This is a genomic window from Necropsobacter rosorum, from assembly GCF_964241405.1.
In the GTDB taxonomy this organism is placed as follows: Bacteria; Pseudomonadota; Gammaproteobacteria; order Enterobacterales; family Pasteurellaceae; genus Necropsobacter; species Necropsobacter rosorum.
This window is the reverse complement of record NZ_CAXSXF010000001.1, coordinates 357,774-376,511: the sequence shown is the minus strand read 5'-3', so window position 1 is coordinate 376,511 and position 18,738 is coordinate 357,774. Positions and strand designations below refer to the sequence as shown.

Here is an 18,738-nt window from a genome sequence, read left to right as displayed (position 1 = left end):
GAAGGTTATACTTTTCGGCTGCCCAGATAGTTATCCGCCAGTACCGCGGCGAGAATAACCAAGGCTTTGGCAATCATCTGATAATAAGATGAAATATCTAATAAATTTAATGCGTTATTTAAAAAGCCGATAATCAGCGCACCGATTAACGTGCCCATTACCCGGCCTTTACCACCCATCAGACTGGTACCGCCGACCACTACCGCGGCAATGGCGTCCAGTTCGTAAGATACCCCGGCGGTAGGCTGTGCCGAGGACAGACGGGCGGTGACGATTAAGCCCGCCAGCGCGGACAGCAGACCGCTGACGGCAAACACGAACACTTTCACCCGGTTGACATTAATGCCGGATAACTGGGTGGCGGCTTCGTTGCCGCCCAGCGCATAAATATAGCGCCCGATTTTCATGTGTTTCAGAATGTACCATGCGGCGGCAAACACCAGCGCCATCAGCCAAATCGGCAACGGAATGCCGGCTAAATAACCGGTGCCCAGATAGGCAAAGCCGTCCGCCGCTTCGGAAAAACCGGTGCTGATAGGGCGGCCGTCGGTATAAACCATGGTGACGCCGCGTAATAGAGTCATGGTAACCAATGTGGCGATAAAGGCCTGCACCTTACCTTTGGCGACGATAATCCCGCTGGTTGCGCCGAGCAGGGTGCCGAACAGCAGCACCGTCGGAATCACCAGCCACAGCGATAATTCTGCGCTCACCATGGAAGCGGCGACGGCGCCGGTTAAGGCGAGAATCGAACCGACCGACAAATCGATACCGGCGATCAGAATCACAAAGGTCATGCCGACGGCAATAATGGCGTTCACCGAGGTCTGGCGCAGAATATTTAACAGATTGTCAAGGCTGAAAAAATCCGGATTAATCAGCGAAACAATCAGAATCAACAGCAATAATGCGATGATCGAGCGTTGTTCGAGTAAAAATGTGGCTAACTGAAAACGATGTTTTTGTGATGTCGAAGTCATAAAATCCCCTTATTACGCCGCCGCTTTACCCATTGCCGCGGTCAGCAGTTTTTCCTGTGTCGCCTCGCTGCGGCTGAATTCCGCGCTGATTCGTCCTTCGTGCATAACCAGAATGCGATCGCTCATGCCCAGCACCTCGGGCATATCGGACGACACTAAAATAATGCTTAAACCCTGTTGTTTGAATTGATTGATCAGCTGATAGATTTCTTTTTTCGCGCCGACATCCACCCCGCGGGTCGGTTCGTCTAAAATCAGCACCTGCGGTCTGGTCATCAGCCCTTTGGCAATGGCAACCTTTTGCTGATTGCCGCCGGACAGCAGCCCGATGAGTTGATCGCGCCCCGGCGTTTTGATATTGAACAGGCGGATAAAATCATCCACCGCCTGTTGTTCGGCGCGGTGATGGAGCGTGCCGGCGGTGGAAAAATGGTTCAACGCGGTTAGGGACATATTCTCTTTTACCGACATGCCCAGCACCAGCCCGTCGCCTTTGCGATCTTCGGAAATATAAACGATGCCGTTGCTTAAGCCGTCCTGCGCACAGCGGATCGAAATCTCGCGATTATTTAACCGCACTTCACCGTGACTTTTCGGCAGGGCGCCGTACAGCACTTTCATTAATTCGGTGCGCCCTGCGCCCATCAAACCGGAAATGCCGAGAATTTCACCGCCGTATAAGCGGAAACTGACATCCTGCACGCCGCTGCCGCTGAGATGATTGACGCTCAGGCGCAAATCACCTTTTGCCTGCTCGATATGCGGGTATTGTTCCTCCAGTTTGCGTCCCACCATCATTTCAATCAGCCGCTCTTCGGTTAACTCCGCCACCGCACTTTCGCCGATAAACTGACCGTCGCGTAGCACGGTGACATCGTCGCAGATCGCAAAGATCTCTTTAATGCGGTGAGAAATATAGACAATCCCGCGTTTTTCCGCTTTCAGTTCGCGGATAACCTTAAACAGCGCCGCGGTTTCCGTGTCGGTCAGGGCATCTGTCGGCTCGTCCATAATAATGACTTGCGACTGGAAACTCAGCGCTTTTGCGATCTCAACCATTTGCTGCTCGCCGATCGACAGTTCGCCGCAAAGCCGGTGACTGCTGTGCGGCACGTTAAGGCGGGCAAGCAGTTTGTCCGCTTCCCGATACATGGTTTTCCAGTCGATAGCGCCCCACGGCGTAGTAAATTCCCGCCCGAGAAAAATATTTTCCGCAATGGTCAGATTGCCCACCAGATTCAGCTCCTGATGAATAATGCTGATGCCCGCTTGCTGAGATTCCTTCGGTCCTTTAAAACTGACCGCCCGGCCGAGATAGTTGATCGTGCCGCGATCTTTGCGGTAAATCCCGGTCAGCACTTTCATCAGCGTCGATTTACCGGCGCCGTTTTCGCCCATCAGCGCCATAACCCGACCGGCATAAACGGACAGGCAGGCGTTGCTCAGCGCTTGCACGCCGGGAAAGGCTTTATCGATACCGCTGATGTTCAGTAAGGTTTGTTGTTCCATGGCAGCACTCCGCGGTTAAAAAGGCACGCCCGCATACAGGATCACATTGGCATAAGGCGAACATTCGCCGCTGCGGACAATCGCTTTGCTGTCGTGCGTCCGTTGTTTGAAGACCTGATGCGGCACATAATCCAGCACGATGCGGTTGCCCTGCTCGGCTTCCAGCTGTTGCAGGCAGGCTAAAAGTGCGGTGTGAATTTGCGGATTTTTTTGCTTGATTTCTTCCGCGATAAGCGCGCGTTCCACAAACATTTCGCTGAGCACGGTGTTGACGGTGGTCAGAAATGCCGGAACGCCGCAGGTCAGTGCCAGATCAATGCGTTCCACGCCGTCGGGAATCGGCAGACCGGCATCGCAAATGGTGAGGCTGTCGGTGTGTCCCAGCGTGGCGACGGCATGAGATAAGCGGGCATTTAACAACGTGGTTTTCTTCATGCTTTTCCTTTCAATGGTTTAAAATCGTTTGTTTTTTGTACATCGAAACGTTTCGATATTATTTTTGAACAGAGTGTAAAAGAAAAAAATGTTAAAAGAAAACGGCTGTTGTTAAATCTGTGATCGGGATCAAAGAATATTTTTGGCAACTCAAAGGCTTTATGGCATGCGGTGAGGGGCTCGGCTCTCGGCATCAAATCACGATTGAAAGCATAATCTGCGTGTCGTCAGCGCCGGGCGGGATCATACGGCGGAACGCTAATTTGCATGGTTGGAATGGTGTGAAGGGCGGCGCGGTTCGTCCGCCCGGAGACATGTCTTGCTTAATGTTTATAGTGCGGTCAGTACGCTTTTCGTGCGCAGTGCCGACAATGCGGCGGTGGCGCATAATAACACGAACGCCACGCCGATATATAAACTTTGTTTGTCCCAGCCGCTGTCAAGCAACAGACCCGCTGCCGTCGGGGCGAGAATGGCGCCGATACGGCCGATACCGATTGCCCAGCCCACGCCGGTGCTGCGAATATCGGCGGCGTAAATGCTCGGATTTAAGGTATAAAGCCCGCTGATACAGCCGTTCATCAGCGCACCGACTAAGATGCCGAAAATCATCGCCAGCCATAATATTGACGCCGACAGAATAAAAATGATCACCGTACCGGAGGCCGCAATAGTAAATAAAATCAAGACGCTGCGCGCCGGCCAGCGGCTTGCCAGTAAACCGTATAACAGCGCGCCGCAGGTGCCGCCCAAGGCTATCATCATGCCGACGCTGACACTTTGTTCGGTTGTCATGCCGGCTTCTTTTAACAATGCCGGCGTCCATGAACTGACAAAATAAAAGCTGAACATAATGGCAAAAAAAGCTACCCAGATAAGCAGCGTCGGGCGTCGGTACGGTGCGCTGAATAAGCGGCCGATCGGTAATTGACGCTCGCTTTTTGCGGTTTTCGGCGGCAGCGACCATTCTCCCTGCAAGTTCATTTTGGCGGCGATGCGGTTTAAGCGCTGCATCGCACCTGCCGGCTGTTTGCTGAGCAGGTAGTCGATCGATTCCGGCAGCCACAGCAGTAACACAATAAAACACAGACCGGTTAATACCGCGCCGGCTATAAATACCGCCCGCCAGCCGTATTCGGCCTGCAACATCACCGCGAACATACCGCCCAACACGGCGCCGACACCGAATCCGGCGGCATAAATACTGATAGCCAGACTGCGCCATTTGCGCGAGGCATATTCGCTGGTAAGTACATTGGTGCCGACCAGAATGCCGCCCACGCCGAGCCCGGTGAGAACGCGCCAGACACCGAGCAGCTGATAGTTCGAAACCAACGCCGAGCCGAGCATACCGAAGGCTGACAGCGCAACGGAAAGCAGTAATAACGGGCGCCGGCCGATTTTATCCGCCAGCGGAGCTAAAAACAGTGAACCCGCCGCCATACCGAATAAGCCTGCGCTGAGTAAATAGCCGAGTTCCGTGCCGGATAAACCGAATTCCTGGCGGATGGCCGTGGCGGTAAAGGCCAGCGCCAGCACGTCAAAGCCGTCCAGCACATTCATAATGGCCGCCATGAGTACGATAAACCACTGATAGGCGCTCATCGGGCTTTGATCAATTTTTTCTCTGAGAGTCATCATTTTTCCTTACTTTGTAATATTCACATTGATGCGGTTTGCGGCTTGGCGGACAACAGCTGAAGTTTGCGTAAAATAACATTTAACGCCACGCCGTAAGCGGGCACGAACAACAGGATGCCGATCAATAGTTTAAACAGGTAATCGACTAAACCCAGTTCCGCCCAGTGTGTAGCCATAAACGGGTCGCTGCTGGCATAAAACGCCACGGCGAAGAACAAAAACGTATCCGCCATGGAGCCGAAAATCATTGAGCTGCTCGGCGCTATCCACCAGGTTTTTAATTGGCGCAGGCGGTTAAAAACCAGAACGTCGAGCAGCTGGCCGCACACATAAGCCGCAAAGCTGGCAAAGGCGATACGGAACACAAAGGCATTGAAAGTATAAAGCGCTTCAACGCCCTGATACTGCGAATCGGAGAATAAGGTTGAAATCAGATAACTTATCCCTAATGCCGGCAGCATAACGACGAAAATAATCCGCCGCGCCTGTTCGGCGCCGAAAATCCGCACCGTCAGATCGGTGGCGAGAAAAATAAACGGAAAGGTCAGCGTCCCCCAAGTGCTGTGAAAGGAAAAATCCTCGGCGGCACCCAATGCGCTGAGCGGAAGACGAATCTCAAAGGGGATCTGTACCAGATAATTACTGGCCGCGATAATAAAAATATGGAAAAAACTGAGCAGCGCTAAAGCGCGGCGTTGCTGCTGATCATTGAAGATCGAAAGCGTATTGTTCATTGATTGTTACCTTTTTTGTCTGTGTTGGGGTGAGGGAACCCAGAATAAATGCTGTTATTGCCGGAGCAAGGCGGAAAATGATACTGAATTGTAAAAATAATGCAAGTTTGCGGCGATTATTTCAGTCGCTTAAGCGAATGCGGCCGTTTTCCAGCACAAAAGTGCGGTGCTTTTGCGGCAACATTGGCGCTAACTGTTCCTGTGTGATGGCGCTGACGAACACCTGCGAGCCGTTGTGGCGCAAGCGTTCGGCCAGCAGTTCCCGTTTGGTTTGATCCAGCTCGGAGGCGAAATCGTCAATTAAAAAGATACAGTGACGTTCTTTGCGGGCTGTTAAGTGTTCGCCCTGCGCCAGACGCAGCGCACACATCAGCAGTTTGAGCTGACCGCGCGATAAAATATCTTCCGCCGGCAGCCCGTTGGCGCGGAAACGGAAATCGGCTTTTTGCGGGCCGGATACCGTATAGCCGATGGCCTGATCGCGGGCAAAGTTGCGTGCCAGCAGCTCGCCGTATTCGGTCTCTTTTTCCCAGCCCTGATGAAAGCTGACGGCAATTTCCAGCTCGGGTAAAAATAAACGGCAGGTGCGCTCGATTTCCGGACGCAGCGCATCGGCATAATCGGCGCGCCAGCGGCTGACCTGATGAGCCAGCTCGGCCAGTTGACTATCCCAGATTTTCAGCTGTTGATAATCGCGCACTTGCTGCAATGCGGCATTTCTCTGCTTTAATAAACGGTTTAAGTTGCTCCATGCGGCATGAAAGGCGGGATGATGATGAAACAGCCCCCAATCCAGAAACGCCCGCCGGTAAGCCGGGCCGCCGTTGAGCAGGGTTAAGCCTTCCGGGGTGATAATCTGCATCGGCAGCAGGTGGGCGAGATCGGAAATTTTGCTTGCATCCTCACCGTTGATTTTGATCAGCGTATTGCCCTGCCGCTGTTTTTGCAAGCCGACCGACCATTGGTGCTGACGTTCCTGAATCCGCCCGTGCAGGGTAAAGTGCGGTTGCTGGTAAGAAATAATCCGATTTGCCACCGCACTTTTAAACGAACGGCCATGGGCGAGATAGAAAATCGCTTCCAGCAGGCTGGTTTTACCGCTGCCGTTATTGCCCGCTAAAAAATTAAAGCCGTGATCAAATTCAAGATCAACGGCGGTCAGATTACGGAAATTTTCGATAATAAGACGGGAAATGGCCATAAATCGGATTATAAACGCATCGGCATGATGACATATTCCGCGCTGGCGTCGTCCACATCTTCAATCAGACAGCTGGAGGAGGCGTCGGTCAGACGCATGCGCACCTGACTGCATTTCAGCGCGTTCAGCACATCCAGAATATAGCTGACGTTAAAGCCGACTTCCATTTCCTCACCGTTGTAGGAGACGTCGATGATTTCTTCAGCCACTTCATGTTCCGGGTTGGTGGCGGTAACTTTCAGCTGATTTTCGGTGAGCTGTAGGCGCACGGTGCGCACTTTATCGTTGGATAAAATCGCCGCGCGGGCAAAGGCCTGTTTCAGACTTTCCCAGTGACCGACCATAATGCGCTGCGCATTGCGCGGCAACACCCGGCGGTAATCAGGGAAACGCCCGTCAATCAGTTTGGAGGTGAAAATCACGCTGCCTAAATCAATGCGCAGATTATTGGTGCCGATCTGTAAGCGGGCCGGTTGATCCGTAGCCTCCAGCAAACGCGCCAGTTCCAGCACTCCTTTGCGCGGCACGATGACCGAATGGGCCTGTAAATCCTGTTCCAGCGCGATGGTGCACACCGCCAGACGGTGTCCGTCGGTCGCCACGGTACGCAGCAGATTGCCTTCGGTTTCAAATTTCATCCCGTTGAGGAAATAACGCGCGTCCTGATTGGCCATCGAAAACTGCGTGGCGTCGATTAAACGGCGTAAAGTGCCCTGATCAAGGCTGAAATCCACCTCCGACTGCCAGTCGGCAAGATTCGGATATTCGTCCGCCGGTAGGGTGGCGAGGTTAAATTTACTGCGTCCGCAGCGCACCAGCGCGCGTTCTTCCTCAAAGGCCACCACAATATCTGAACCGTCGGGAAAACTGCGGCAGATATCGAGGAATTTTTTCGCCGGTATAGTGACCCGCCCGTCCTGATCGGCCTCGGAAAGCAGGGTCTGGGTGGACAGTTCCACTTCCAGATCGGTGCCGGTAATGGTGAGATGATTGCCCTCGATGTGCAATAAGACGTTGCTTAATACGGGAATATTCGGACGGCTGCTGAGCACGCCGCAAACTTGCTGTAACGGTTTTAACAGATTCTCTCTTGAAACGGTAAATTGCATGGTTCAGCCCCTTATGCCGATAATGTGCGGATTAAATTAGACCAATCTTCCTGAATATTGCTGTCTTGTTCGCGCAGTGCCGCAATCGTCCGACAGGCATGCAGCACGGTGGTGTGATCGCGATCGCCGAAGCCTTTGCCGATTTCCGGCAGGCTGCGGTTGGTCAGCTCTTTTGATAATGCCATGGCCAGCTGGCGCGGACGCGCTACCGAGCGGGAGCGGTTTTTGGATTTTAGATCCGCCACCTTGATGCGGTAATATTCCGCCACCACTTTCTGAATATTTTCCACCGTCACCAGTTTGTCCTGCAGCGCCAGCATATCTTTTAAGGTTTCGCGCACGAAATCGATGGTAATGGCCTTGCCGGTGAATTCCGCATTGGCATGCACACGGTTGAGCGCGCCTTCCAGTTCGCGCACGTTGGTACGCAGTTTCTGGCCGATAAACAGCGCCACTTCTTCCGGCAGATGCATGGCTTTTTCTTCCGCCTTTTTCAGCAGAATCGCCACCCGGGTTTCCAGCTCCGGCGGTTCGATAGCGATACTTAACCCCCAGCCGAAACGGGATTTGAGGCGGTCTTCGATTTTTTCAATTTCTTTCGGATAACGATCGGAGGTCAGAATAATCTGCCGGCTGCTTTCGAATAACGAATTGAAAATATGGAAAAATTCTTCCTGCGTGCCGTCTTTGCCGGCGAAAAACTGAATATCGTCAATCAGCAGGGCATCCAAAGTGCGGTAGAATTTTTTAAAGTTTTCCATGCGATCCGCTTTCAGCGCTTTCACATATTCCTGCATAAAACGTTCGGCGTGAATATAAATCACCCTCGCGTTCGGATTGCCGCTTACGATGCCGTTGCCGACCGCGTGCAGCAAGTGGGTTTTACCCAAACCGGTGCCGCCGTATAAAAACAGCGGATTGGCGCTTTGCTCGCCGGGATTATTCGCCACTTTTTGCGCCACCGCGCGTGCCAGCTGGTTTGATTTACCTTCGACGAAATTGTCGAAAATATGTTTGCTGTTCAGATTGGAACGATAAGCGGTCTGCGCCGCATTTTCCGCCGCGGGCGCGGCTTCAGGCGCTTGTGCGGGTCTGACGGGCGGTTTGGCGACAGGTTTGGTGCCTTCCTGCACTTTCACGATAAAACTGCCGTTTTGGGTAAATTGCTGCGCCAGTCGGCTGATCTGTTCAAGATAATGCGTTTCCACCCAGTTTTTTACAAACACGTTTGAGGCATAAAGGATCATCGTATTTTCGGCCGCGATGTCCGCCTGCAGCGGACGCAGCCAGGTGCTGAAATCCGTTGCTGAAATTTGCTCCTGTAATTGTAAAAGGCAATCTTGCCAAAGTGACGATAGATTCGGTTTCATTGTTATATTATCTTTTATAAATCAAAATATTAGAATTGTCCGCGAAAAAAGTGCGGTGCGAATCCGCCTAATTTTACAATAAACTCCGGCAAAGATCTTTAGCCGAGGCGCAAAAAAGTTGAAAAACCTCACTTGAGATTTTCCGCAAAAAACGTATAATTCCCCGCGCTTTTATGCTTGATATCGGCGGGAACGAAGATTTATTCTTTGATTTCGCCTATTCTGATTTGACGAACGCCGAATTTCAGATTACAATTCCGTTCCTTATTTTAGTAACCCTTGTTTCAAGTATCTCTGTTTTTGGCTATCTAAACGTCAAAGGCAATGATTCGACAATTTTGATTTAGGTAGATTATAGTTATGAAACGTACATTCCAACCTTCCGTATTAAAACGCAGCCGTACTCACGGTTTCCGTGCGCGTATGGCGACTAAAAACGGCCGTCAGGTTTTGGCTCGTCGCCGTGCTAAAGGTCGTAAAAGTTTATCCGCATAATCACTGATCTTATCGGTGTGATTACGCTAAACTTTCCGCGGGAGCTGCGTCTGCTGACTCCCGTTCAATTCAAATACGTTTTTCAACAACCGCTACGTGCGAGTACCCCTGAAATTACCATTCTTGCCCGTCCGAATCACCTGTCTTGCTGCCGCCTTGGTCTGGCCGTGGCGAAAAAGCATTTAAAGCGCGCCCATGATCGCAACCGGATCAAACGGATTTGCCGCGAAAGTTTCCGCATACGGCAACATCAGCTGCCGGCTTACGATTTTGTGATTGTGGCCAAACAGGGCATCGGTAAACTGGATAACCGCGCGTTATTTCTGACTTTGGATAAATTATGGCAGCGTCACATTCGTTTGGCTCGAAAATCCTGATCGGCATTGTCCGTTTTTATCAGTTGGTGATAAGCCCGATGATCGGCCCGCGCTGCCGTTTTACCCCGACCTGTTCCTGTTACGCCGTGGAGGCGTTAAAAACGCACGGCGCAGTAAAAGGTAGTTGGCTTAGCGTGAAACGTATATTAAAATGTCATCCTTTGAACGCCGGCGGATACGATCCCGTGCCGCCGAAAACTAATAACAAAAAAGAGAACGAATAATGGATTCAAGACGTAGCCTTTTGGTGCTAGCACTACTCTTTATTTCTTTTCTGGTTTATCAGCAATGGCAGATTGACTACCATACGCCGAAACCCGTTGCGACTGAACAAGCCAAAACGGCCGATATGCCGGCAGCTTCCGCCTCATCGGTTGCCGCGATTGCCGGCGATGCGCAGCTAAAAGGTAAAATTATTACCCTGCAAAACGATGTGTTCCGCCTGCAGGTGGATACGCTGGGCGGCGATGTGATCGGTTCCGAATTACTGAAATACGATGCCGAATTACATTCCGATACGCCGTTTGTGCTGCTGCGCAATAGCCCGGAACATATTTATATCGCGCAAAGCGGTTTAATCGGTAAAGACGGTATCGACAGCAAAGCGGGACGGGCGAATTATCAGGCGGACGGCGAACAGTTCAGTCTGGCGGACGGGCAGGACGAATTACGCGTACCGCTGACCTTTGAGAAAAACGGCGTGACATACCGTAAAGTCTTCGTGCTGAAACGCGGTGAATACGATGTGGCGGTCAATTATGAAATTGATAATCAAAGCGGCAATGCGATTGAAGTGGAGCCTTACGGCCAGCTGCGTCACACCTTAGTGGAAAGTTCCGGCAGCATGGCGATGCCGACTTATACCGGAGGCGCTTATTCCTCTTCCGAAACCAATTATAAAAAATACAGTTTCGACGATATGCAGAAAGCCAATCTGGCCGTGGACACCAAAGCTGGCTGGGTGGCGATTTTGCAGCATTATTTCGTTTCCGCCTGGATCCCGGATCAGGATGCCGACAACCGGCTTTATACCTTAACCGACAAGGCGAATAATATCGGTTCCATCGGTTATCGCGGTCCGGTGGTTACGGTGCCTGCCGGTGCGAGCGAAACCATTACCAGCAAGCTGTGGACCGGCCCGAAACTGCAAAATCAAATGGCGGAGGTGGCCAATCACCTGGATTTAACCGTGGATTACGGCTGGGCATGGTTTATCGCCAAACCGTTATTCAAATTGCTGACGCTGATTCAGAGTCTGGTGCATAACTGGGGGCTGGCGATTATCGGCGTGACCTTGGTGGTGAAAGCGATTTTATATCCGCTGACCAAAGCGCAATATACTTCGATGGCGAAAATGCGCATGCTGCAACCGAAACTGCAGGAAATGCGTGAACGTTTCGGCGATGATCGCCAGCGTATGAGTCAGGAAATGATGAAGCTGTATAAAGAAGAAAAAGTGAACCCGCTGGGCGGTTGTTTGCCGATTCTGCTGCAAATGCCGATTTTCATCGCCCTGTACTGGACCTTTATGGAAGCGGTGGAATTGCGCCATGCGCCGTTCTTCGGCTGGATTCAGGATTTATCGGCGCAGGATCCGTATTATATTCTGCCGATTTTAATGGGCGCGTCCATGTTCCTGTTGCAGAAAATGTCGCCGACCCCGGTGGCTGATCCGATGCAGCAGAAAGTCATGACATTTATGCCGCTGATTTTTATGGTGTTCTTCCTGTTCTTCCCGGCAGGGCTGGTATTATACTGGCTGGTCTCCAACCTGATCACCATCGTGCAGCAACAATTGATTTATCGCGGGCTGGAGAAAAAAGGCTTGCATTCGCGCGCCAAATAAGTCCGAGACAAACAACGAAAAAGGTATCGACGGATACCTTTTATTTTATGAGTCGGCAACCGATTCTGATTTTCTCAGAAAATAAGCACCGCACTTTGGGTCTGCTAAAAGTGCGGTTAAATTTAGGAAAGTTTTTATGAAAGACACAATCGTAGCACAGGCCACGCCTATCGGCCGCGGCGGAATCGGTATTCTGCGCGTTTCCGGTCCGCTGGCGGCGGAAGTGGCGCAACAGGTGCTGGGAAAATGCCCGAAAGTGCGGATGGCGGATTACTTGCCGTTTAAAGACGCCGACGGCAGCGTGCTCGATCAGGGGATCGCCCTGTATTTCAAAGCGCCGCACTCCTTTACCGGCGAAGATGTGCTGGAATTGCAGGGGCACGGCGGACAAGTGGTGCTCGATCTGCTGCTGCAACGCATCGTGCAAATCGACGGCGTGCGTCTGGCGCGGCCGGGCGAGTTTTCCGAACAGGCGTTTTTAAATGATAAGCTCGATCTGGCGCAGGCGGAGGCCATTGCCGATTTGATTGACGCCAGCTCGGCGCAGGCGGCGCGTTCGGCGCTGAAATCCCTGCAAGGGGAATTTTCGCGTAAAATTAATCAGCTGGTGGACGCGGTGATTTATCTGCGCACTTATGTGGAAGCGGCGATTGATTTTCCCGATGAGGAGATCGATTTTCTGGCGGACGGTAAAATCGAAGGGCAGCTGCGCGATATTATCGCACAGTTGGATAGCGTCAGCGCGGAGGCCCGGCAAGGTTCGATTTTGCGCGAAGGCATGAAAGTGGTGATCGCCGGACGGCCGAATGCGGGCAAATCCAGTCTGCTTAACGCTCTGGCCGGACGGGACGCGGCGATTGTGACGGACATCGCCGGCACTACGCGCGATGTGCTGCGTGAGCATATTCATATCGACGGCATGCCGCTGCATATTATCGATACCGCCGGTTTGCGTGATGCCACCGACGAAGTGGAGCGGATAGGCATCAGCCGCGCGTGGGACGAAATCGAACAGGCGGATCGGATTTTGCTGATGCAGGACAGCACCGATAACAGTCAGGATTGGGCGCAAGTGCGGTCGGAATTTCTGACGAAATTACCGAAAGATATTCCGCTGACGGTGGTGCGCAATAAAGCGGATTTAAGCGGCGAGCGCGAAGGGATTTCCGAGCGGGACGGTTATAGCGTGATTTGCCTGTCGGCGAAAACCCGGCAGGGCATTGATTTGCTGCGCGAGCATTTGAAGCAGTCGATGGGTTATCAAACCGGCACGGAAGGCGGTTTTCTGGCTCGGCGCCGTCATTTGGAGGCCTTACAGCAGGCATCGGCACATCTGCACGCCGGGCTTATTCAGTTGGTGGAATTTCATGCCGGCGAATTGTTGGCCGAAGAGCTGCGTATCGTGCAGACTCACCTTGGCGAAATCACCGGGCAGTTTACCTCCGACGATTTGCTGGGTCATATTTTCAGTTCGTTTTGTATCGGTAAATAATTTCAGGGCGCGTCTTTCAGAGGCATTCAGGCGCCCGTTTTTTACCCTTTTTTTGATCTGGCTATAAAAAAGCACGCGGGTTTTGTTCTATAATCCGCACACTTTATTTTGCCGTATTTTATTGTTATGAGTTTTTATGCACTGTGGGTGATAGCTTTCGGGCTGTCAATGGACGCTTTCGCCGTTTCGGTTTGCAAAGGTCTGTCATCGTCTTCCTTTCAATGGCGCAACGCGCTGAAAACCGGGATTTATTTCGGACTGTTTCAGGCGGGAATGCCGTTGCTCGGCTTTGTGTTGGGAATTCAGTTCAGCGAATCCATCCGGGATATTGATCACTGGGTTTCTTTTGCGTTGCTGATGATTATCGGTATCAATATGCTGAAAAACGGTTGCAGCGCCAAGCAGGAAGAACAATGCGATGATAATTTCAGCTGCAAATCGCTGCTGGCACTCGGACTGGCGACCAGCATCGACGCGCTGGCAGTCGGCGTGTCTTTCGCTTTTTTGTCGGTCGATATCTTCAGTGCCATTGTGATTATCGGTTTGATTACCATGCTGCTGTCGATTATCGGGGTAAAAGGCGGGCATTTGCTGGGCAGCAAACTGAAAAACAAAACCGAGTTGCTGGGCGGTGCGATGCTGATTTTTATCGCAATCCGGATTTTATTTGAACATCATGTCTTTTAATTCTGCCGCCTGACGCCATCGGGCGGGCAGACTTGCCTTTAATCTTGTCCGATTTATGCGTATAATCTGCCATTATTTCAATGTTAGACGGATCAATTCATGCGCCTTATTCGCGGTATTCACAATCTTCCGGCACTTTTACGCCAACAGGGCTGTGCGCTGACTATCGGTAATTTCGACGGCGTTCATCTGGGACATCAGGCGGTATTGCGTCATTTGCGCGCCAAAGCCGACGCCTTGGGGTTGCCGATGGTGGTGATGCTGTTCGAACCGCAGCCGAGCGAATATTTTCTGGCGCAGAAGGCGCCGGCGCGTCTGATGCGGCTGCGCGATAAGCTGTATTATCTGGCGCAGGCAGGGGTGGATTATGTTTTCTGCGTAAAATTCGACCGCACTTTTGCCGCGTTGAGCGCGCAGCAGTTTATCGCCGACTGGCTGGCGGCGCACCTGCAGGTGAAATTTCTCAGCATCGGTGATGATTTCCGCTTTGGTGCCAAGCGTGCGGGCGATTTTGCGCTGTTGCAGCGTGCCGGCGCACAATTCGGTTTTACGGTGGAAGATAACCGCAGTTTCCGTCTGGACAATCAGCGTATAAGCAGTACCGCAATCCGTCAGGCGCTGGCGAACGATGATCTGGCTGGCGCAGAAAAACTGCTCGGCAAACCCTATCGGATTTTCGGTCGGGTGATTCACGGCCATAAACTGGGGCGCACCATCGGTTTTCCCACCGCCAATATCAGCCTGCACCGTCAAGTCAATCCGGTAAAAGGGGTGTATGCGGTAAAAGTGCGGTTAAAAAACGATGAGATTTTCTGTGCCGTGGCGAATATCGGCAAACGGCCGACCGTCAACGGGGTAAAGCAGTTACTGGAAGTCCATCTGTTTGATTTCGACCGTGATCTGTACGGTCAGAATGTACAGGTTGAGTTTTGCTATAAGCTACGCAACGAAATCAAATTCCCTTCCTTTGAACGGCTGAAAGCGCAGATTACGCGCGATGCCGAAGTGGCGCGCGCCTTTTTTGCCCATCGGGACGAAATATGTGGTACCTGATTGCGGCGGTGACGATTTGGGCCAGTTCGCTGATTGCCGGCAAATTTTCGTATGAAACCTTTGATCCGGCGCTTACCGTACAGATCCGGCTGATGATTTCCGCCCTGCTTTTATTGCCGCTGTTTAAACGGAATTATCGCCGCATTCCACCGCACTTACGCGGCAAAGTGTGGCTGCTGGCGATGATGAATCTGCCGCTGGTGCTTAATTTGCAGTTTATCGGTTTGTATTATACTTCCGCCGCCAGCGCCAGCACCATTGTCGGCATGGAGCCGTTGCTAGTGGTGTTTATCGGCCGCCTGTTCTTTGGTCAGCAGGCCAAACCTATCGACTGGATATTAAGTGCGCTGGCGTTTATCGGTATTGCGCTGGTGGTCTCCGGCAGCCCGGATGACGGTGAAATCAGTGTCTGGGGCTGTTTTTTAGTTCTGCTGGCGGAAGTGATTTTTGCCCTTTGTCTGTATTTAGGCAAAAGCGTGATGAAAGAAATCAATCCGCAGGTTTACACCAACTGCATTTTAGTGCTCGGTGCCCTGTTATGCCTGCCGTTTACCTTATTATTCACCCGCAACTGGCAGATTACGCCGACGGTTAACGGCATTGCCGCGGTGGTGTATCTTGCCGTTGCCTGTACCTGGTTTGCCATGCTGCTGTTTAATAAGGGGTTACAGCAGGTGAGCGCCAATATATCCGGCATTCTGATTACGCTGGAGCCGGTATTCGGCGTGTTGTTGGCGGTGCTGGTGCTGGGCGAAAGTTTTTCCTTAGTCAGCGGTATCGGAATGTCGCTGGTGATGGCGGCGACTTTTTTATCCGTCAGCCTGCCGTTACTGGTGAAAAAACTGCGCCGCAAACGCGCGTAGGTACGCATTCCGCTCCTTTCCCGGCGCGCAATTCAGCCTTTAATCTTGCCGCATTTATGCGTATAATGCTGCAATTCGTCTGCGCCTGATAAGCAGATTATTTTTTAATATTGACAACCTGGAATAAACACATGTCGAATGAAACTGTAGATTATAAAAACACGCTGAACCTGCCGGAAACCGGCTTTCCGATGCGTGGTGATTTGGCGAAACGTGAGCCGGATATGCTGAAAAACTGGTATGAGAAAAAACTTTATCAGCAAATCCGGGCGGCATCGAAAGGCAAGAAAACCTTTATTCTGCACGACGGCCCGCCGTATGCGAACGGGACGCTGCATCTCGGTCATGCAGTGAATAAAATTCTGAAAGACATTATTCTGAAATCAAAAACCGCACTGGGTTTCGATACGCCTTATGTGCCGGGCTGGGATTGTCACGGTCTGCCGATTGAGTTAAAAGTGGAAGGCATTGTCGGAAAACCGAATGAAAAAGTCTCCGCCGCAGAATTCCGTCAAGCCTGCCGCGCTTACGCCAAAGAACAGGTTGAAGGACAGAAAGCCGATTTTATCCGCATGGGTGTGCTGGGCGATTGGGATAATCCTTATCTGACCATGAATTTTGATACGGAAGCCAGCATTATCCGTACCTTGGGCAAAGTGATTGCCAACGGTCACCTGTATAAAGGTTCCAAACCGGTGCACTGGTGTCTGGATTGCGGTTCTTCGCTGGCGGAAGCGGAAGTGGAATATGAAGATAAAGTGTCGCCGTCGATTTATGTGCGTTTTAGCGCCGCAGATCCGGCGGCGGTGGAAGAAAAATTCCATGCGCAGGGCAAAGGCCACGGGCCGATTGCCGCGGTTATCTGGACCACCACCCCTTGGACGCTGCCGTCCAACCGCGCCATTGCGATTAATCCGGAACTGGATTATCAACTGGTTCAATTCGGTGACGAACGGGTCATTTTAGCCCAAGCGCTGGTGGAAGAGGTGCAAAAAGCGGTCGGGATCGAGCAGATTGAAGTATTAGGAACGGCGAAAGGCGCCGAGCTGGAGCTGCTGCGTTTCAATCACCCGTTCTATGAGTTTGATGTGCCGTTTATTTTCGGTGATCATGTGACCACCGACGGCGGTACTGGTTTGGTGCATACCGCGCCGGATCACGGTCTGGACGACTATATCGTATCGCAGAAATATCAGCTGGATATGGCGGGACTGGTCGGCAACGATGGGAAATTTATTTCCACGACGCCGTTTTTTGCCGGTAAAGGCGTATTTGAAGCCAATGATTTAGTGATCGCCAAAATGCGCGAAACCGGTACGCTGCTGAAACTGGAACGCATTAAACACAGCTATCCGCATTGCTGGCGGCATAAAACCCCGATAATTTTCCGTGCGACACCGCAATGGTTTATCGGTATGGAAACCCAAGGGCTGCGCGCGCAGGCGTTAAAAGAAATCAAACAAGTGCGCTGGATCCCAAGCTGGGGCGAAGCGCGCATCGACACCATGGTGGCGAACCGTCCGGACTGGTGTATTTCACGCCAGCGTACTTGGGGCGTGCCGATGACCCTGTTCGTACACAACGAAACGGAAGAGTTGCATCCGCGCACCTCGGAACTGTTGGAAGAAGTGGCTAAACGGGTGGAAAAAGAAGGCATTCAGGCATGGTGGGATTTGGATCCGGCCGAGCTGCTCGGTGAAGATGCCAAAATCTATCATAAAGTGCCGGATACGCTGGATGTATGGTTCGATTCCGGCTCCACTTACGCCTCCGTCGTGGCGCAGCGTCCGGAGTTTCACGGTTTGTCGGCGGATATGTACCTTGAAGGTTCTGATCAGCACCGCGGCTGGTTTATGTCTTCTTTAATGCTGTCCACCGCAACGGACGGCAAAGCGCCGTATCATCAGGTATTAACTCACGGTTTCACGGTGGATGAAAAAGGGCGCAAAATGTCCAAATCCCTCGGCAACACCATTTTACCGAGCGAAGTATGGAACAAAAACGGCGCCGATATTCTGCGCCTGTGGGTGGCGTCCACCGATTATACCGGTGAGATTGCCGTGTCTCACAATATCCTCAACCGCGCCGCCGACGCCTATCGTCGTATCCGTAATACGGCGCGCTTCCTGCTGGCGAATCTGAACGGCTTTGATCCGCAACGCGATAAAGTACAACCGCAGGAGATGATTGCGCTGGATCGCTGGGCGGTGGATTGCGCATTGCGGGCGCAGAACGAAATTAAAGACGCCTATGATAATTATCAGTTCCATGCGGTCGTGCAGCGATTAATGAAGTTCTGCTCAATCGAAATGGGCTCTTTTTATCTGGATATTATCAAAGACCGTCAATATACCACCAAAGCGGACAGCCTTGCCCGTCGCAGCTGCCAGACCGCGCTGTGGCATATCGCCGAAGCGCTGGTACGCTGGATTGCGCCGATTCTGTCCTTTACCGCCGATGAAATCTGGCGCTACATTCCGGGCGAGCGCGGTGAATTCGTGTTTACCGAAGAATTTTACGACGACCTGTTTGCGCTGGATGAAAACGAAGCGATGGACGATCAGTACTGGCAGCAGATTCTGACCGTGCGCGATGAAATTAACCGCGTGCTGGAACAGGCGCGTAATGAGAAAATTATCGGCGCGGCGCTGGAAGCGGAGCTGACGATTTACGCCGACGAGCGCTATGCGGCGTTGCTGGCGCAATTGCAAGACGAGCTGCGCTTCGTGCTGATCACCTCGAAAGCGGAAGTTAAACCGCTGGCGCAGGCGGATGTGGCAGAGGGCGAACTGCAAGGGCTGGCGGTGAAAGTGGTGCGTTCCGCCAAGCATAAATGTCCGCGCTGCTGGCATTATTCCGACAGCAAAGACGAGGCGTCCCTGTGTTCGCGCTGTGTGGAAAATGTGGAAGGACAGGGCGAAGTCAGACGATTCGCCTAATCCGTAT

The 18,738-nt window shown here is 52.1% G+C and carries 17 protein-coding genes; 9 read left to right on the top strand and 8 right to left on the bottom strand.

Going from position 1 to position 18,738, the window contains the following annotated elements:
• Nucleotides 1-5: 5 nt before the first annotated feature.
• The 8 genes from rbsC to dnaA form a co-directional block, all read right to left on the bottom strand.
• Nucleotides 6-980 carry a ribose ABC transporter permease gene (gene rbsC / locus ACESOH_RS01760; RefSeq protein ID WP_373099279.1) on the bottom strand — a complete coding sequence of 325 codons (975 nt, stop codon included), beginning with the start codon at nt 978-980 and terminating at the stop codon, nt 6-8.
• 12 nt (nt 981-992) lie between these two features.
• The gene (gene rbsA, locus ACESOH_RS01755; RefSeq protein WP_373099278.1) at nt 993-2,489 is read right to left on the bottom strand and encodes a ribose ABC transporter ATP-binding protein RbsA; all 1,497 of its coding nucleotides are present in this window, start codon (nt 2,487-2,489) and stop codon (nt 993-995) included.
• A gap of 15 nt (nt 2,490-2,504) precedes the next feature.
• Nucleotides 2,505-2,924 (bottom strand): D-ribose pyranase, encoded by a 420-nt coding sequence (gene rbsD / locus ACESOH_RS01750; RefSeq protein WP_373099277.1) that lies wholly within the window; start codon nt 2,922-2,924, stop codon nt 2,505-2,507.
• Between the two features lie 330 nt (nt 2,925-3,254).
• A complete protein-coding gene (locus tag ACESOH_RS01745; protein WP_373099859.1) occupies nt 3,255-4,562 on the bottom strand; it encodes an MFS transporter in 1,308 nt (435 codons plus the stop codon).
• A 23-nt stretch (nt 4,563-4,585) separates the two neighbouring features.
• Nucleotides 4,586-5,299, bottom strand: a complete 714-nt coding sequence (locus ACESOH_RS01740) for a 7-cyano-7-deazaguanine/7-aminomethyl-7-deazaguanine transporter (RefSeq protein ID WP_373099275.1) — start codon at nt 5,297-5,299, stop codon at nt 4,586-4,588.
• 121 nt (nt 5,300-5,420) lie between these two features.
• On the bottom strand, nt 5,421-6,500 hold the full coding sequence (recF, locus tag ACESOH_RS01735) for a DNA replication/repair protein RecF (RefSeq protein WP_373099273.1): 1,080 nt from the start codon (nt 6,498-6,500) through the stop codon (nt 5,421-5,423).
• Between the two features lie 8 nt (nt 6,501-6,508).
• On the bottom strand, nt 6,509-7,609 hold the full coding sequence (gene dnaN, locus ACESOH_RS01730; protein ID WP_373099271.1) for a DNA polymerase III subunit beta: 1,101 nt from the start codon (nt 7,607-7,609) through the stop codon (nt 6,509-6,511).
• Nucleotides 7,610-7,620: 11 nt separating this feature from the next.
• A complete protein-coding gene (gene dnaA, locus ACESOH_RS01725; protein WP_373099269.1) occupies nt 7,621-8,979 on the bottom strand; it encodes a chromosomal replication initiator protein DnaA in 1,359 nt (452 codons plus the stop codon).
• Nucleotides 8,980-9,339: 360 nt separating this feature from the next.
• Here dnaA and rpmH point away from each other — a divergent pair, with 360 nt between their 5' ends.
• The 9 genes from rpmH to ileS all read left to right on the top strand — a co-directional run bounded on the left by rpmH (nt 9,340) and on the right by ileS (nt 18,731).
• On the top strand, nt 9,340-9,474 hold the full coding sequence (gene rpmH / locus ACESOH_RS01720) for a 50S ribosomal protein L34 (RefSeq protein ID WP_005539760.1): 135 nt from the start codon (nt 9,340-9,342) through the stop codon (nt 9,472-9,474).
• A 17-nt stretch (nt 9,475-9,491) separates the two neighbouring features.
• The gene (gene rnpA, locus ACESOH_RS01715; protein WP_032093423.1) at nt 9,492-9,851 is read left to right on the top strand and encodes a ribonuclease P protein component; all 360 of its coding nucleotides are present in this window, start codon (nt 9,492-9,494) and stop codon (nt 9,849-9,851) included.
• The gene (gene yidD / locus ACESOH_RS01710; protein ID WP_032093424.1) at nt 9,815-10,075 is read left to right on the top strand and encodes a membrane protein insertion efficiency factor YidD; all 261 of its coding nucleotides are present in this window, start codon (nt 9,815-9,817) and stop codon (nt 10,073-10,075) included. Before rnpA ends, yidD begins: the two co-directional genes overlap by 37 nt.
• On the top strand, nt 10,075-11,697 hold the full coding sequence (gene yidC, locus ACESOH_RS01705) for a membrane protein insertase YidC (protein ID WP_373099266.1): 1,623 nt from the start codon (nt 10,075-10,077) through the stop codon (nt 11,695-11,697). Before yidD ends, yidC begins: the two co-directional genes overlap by 1 nt.
• Nucleotides 11,698-11,833: 136 nt before the next feature.
• Nucleotides 11,834-13,189: a tRNA uridine-5-carboxymethylaminomethyl(34) synthesis GTPase MnmE gene (gene mnmE / locus ACESOH_RS01700; protein WP_373099264.1), complete on the top strand. Its 1,356-nt coding sequence runs from the start codon at nt 11,834-11,836 to the stop codon at nt 13,187-13,189.
• A 126-nt stretch (nt 13,190-13,315) separates the two neighbouring features.
• On the top strand, nt 13,316-13,876 hold the full coding sequence (locus ACESOH_RS01695; protein WP_373099263.1) for a manganese efflux pump MntP: 561 nt from the start codon (nt 13,316-13,318) through the stop codon (nt 13,874-13,876).
• 99 nt (nt 13,877-13,975) lie between these two features.
• Entirely contained in the window at nt 13,976-14,929 is a 954-nt protein-coding gene (gene ribF, locus ACESOH_RS01690; RefSeq protein WP_032093428.1) for a bifunctional riboflavin kinase/FAD synthetase, read from the top strand.
• Nucleotides 14,917-15,792, top strand: a complete 876-nt coding sequence (locus tag ACESOH_RS01685; protein ID WP_032093429.1) for a DMT family transporter — start codon at nt 14,917-14,919, stop codon at nt 15,790-15,792. Before ribF ends, ACESOH_RS01685 begins: the two co-directional genes overlap by 13 nt.
• A gap of 131 nt (nt 15,793-15,923) precedes the next feature.
• Nucleotides 15,924-18,731: an isoleucine--tRNA ligase gene (gene ileS / locus ACESOH_RS01680; protein ID WP_373099262.1), complete on the top strand. Its 2,808-nt coding sequence runs from the start codon at nt 15,924-15,926 to the stop codon at nt 18,729-18,731.
• The last annotated feature ends 7 nt before the right edge of the window (nt 18,732-18,738 follow it).

Bases quoted from the DNA above. Each gene is read 5' to 3' on its own strand.
- rbsA (WP_373099278.1), bottom strand. From the start codon at position 2,489: ATGGAACAACAAACCTTACTGAACATCAGCGGTATCGATAAAGCCTTT.
- rbsC (WP_373099279.1), bottom strand. From the start codon at position 980: ATGACTTCGACATCACAAAAACATCGTTTTCAGTTAGCCACATTTTTA.
- ACESOH_RS01695 (WP_373099263.1), top strand. From the start codon at position 13,316: ATGAGTTTTTATGCACTGTGGGTGATAGCTTTCGGGCTGTCAATGGAC.
- recF (WP_373099273.1), bottom strand. From the start codon at position 6,500: ATGGCCATTTCCCGTCTTATTATCGAAAATTTCCGTAATCTGACCGCC.
- rpmH (WP_005539760.1), top strand. From the start codon at position 9,340: ATGAAACGTACATTCCAACCTTCCGTATTAAAACGCAGCCGTACTCAC.
- rbsD (WP_373099277.1), bottom strand. From the start codon at position 2,924: ATGAAGAAAACCACGTTGTTAAATGCCCGCTTATCTCATGCCGTCGCC.
- ACESOH_RS01745 (WP_373099859.1), bottom strand. From the start codon at position 4,562: ATGACTCTCAGAGAAAAAATTGATCAAAGCCCGATGAGCGCCTATCAG.
- ACESOH_RS01740 (WP_373099275.1), bottom strand. From the start codon at position 5,299: ATGAACAATACGCTTTCGATCTTCAATGATCAGCAGCAACGCCGCGCT.
- yidD (WP_032093424.1), top strand. From the start codon at position 9,815: ATGGCAGCGTCACATTCGTTTGGCTCGAAAATCCTGATCGGCATTGTC.
- ACESOH_RS01685 (WP_032093429.1), top strand. From the start codon at position 14,917: ATGTGGTACCTGATTGCGGCGGTGACGATTTGGGCCAGTTCGCTGATT.
- yidC (WP_373099266.1), top strand. From the start codon at position 10,075: ATGGATTCAAGACGTAGCCTTTTGGTGCTAGCACTACTCTTTATTTCT.
- ileS (WP_373099262.1), top strand. From the start codon at position 15,924: ATGTCGAATGAAACTGTAGATTATAAAAACACGCTGAACCTGCCGGAA.
- ribF (WP_032093428.1), top strand. From the start codon at position 13,976: ATGCGCCTTATTCGCGGTATTCACAATCTTCCGGCACTTTTACGCCAA.
- mnmE (WP_373099264.1), top strand. From the start codon at position 11,834: ATGAAAGACACAATCGTAGCACAGGCCACGCCTATCGGCCGCGGCGGA.
- dnaN (WP_373099271.1), bottom strand. From the start codon at position 7,609: ATGCAATTTACCGTTTCAAGAGAGAATCTGTTAAAACCGTTACAGCAA.
- dnaA (WP_373099269.1), bottom strand. From the start codon at position 8,979: ATGAAACCGAATCTATCGTCACTTTGGCAAGATTGCCTTTTACAATTA.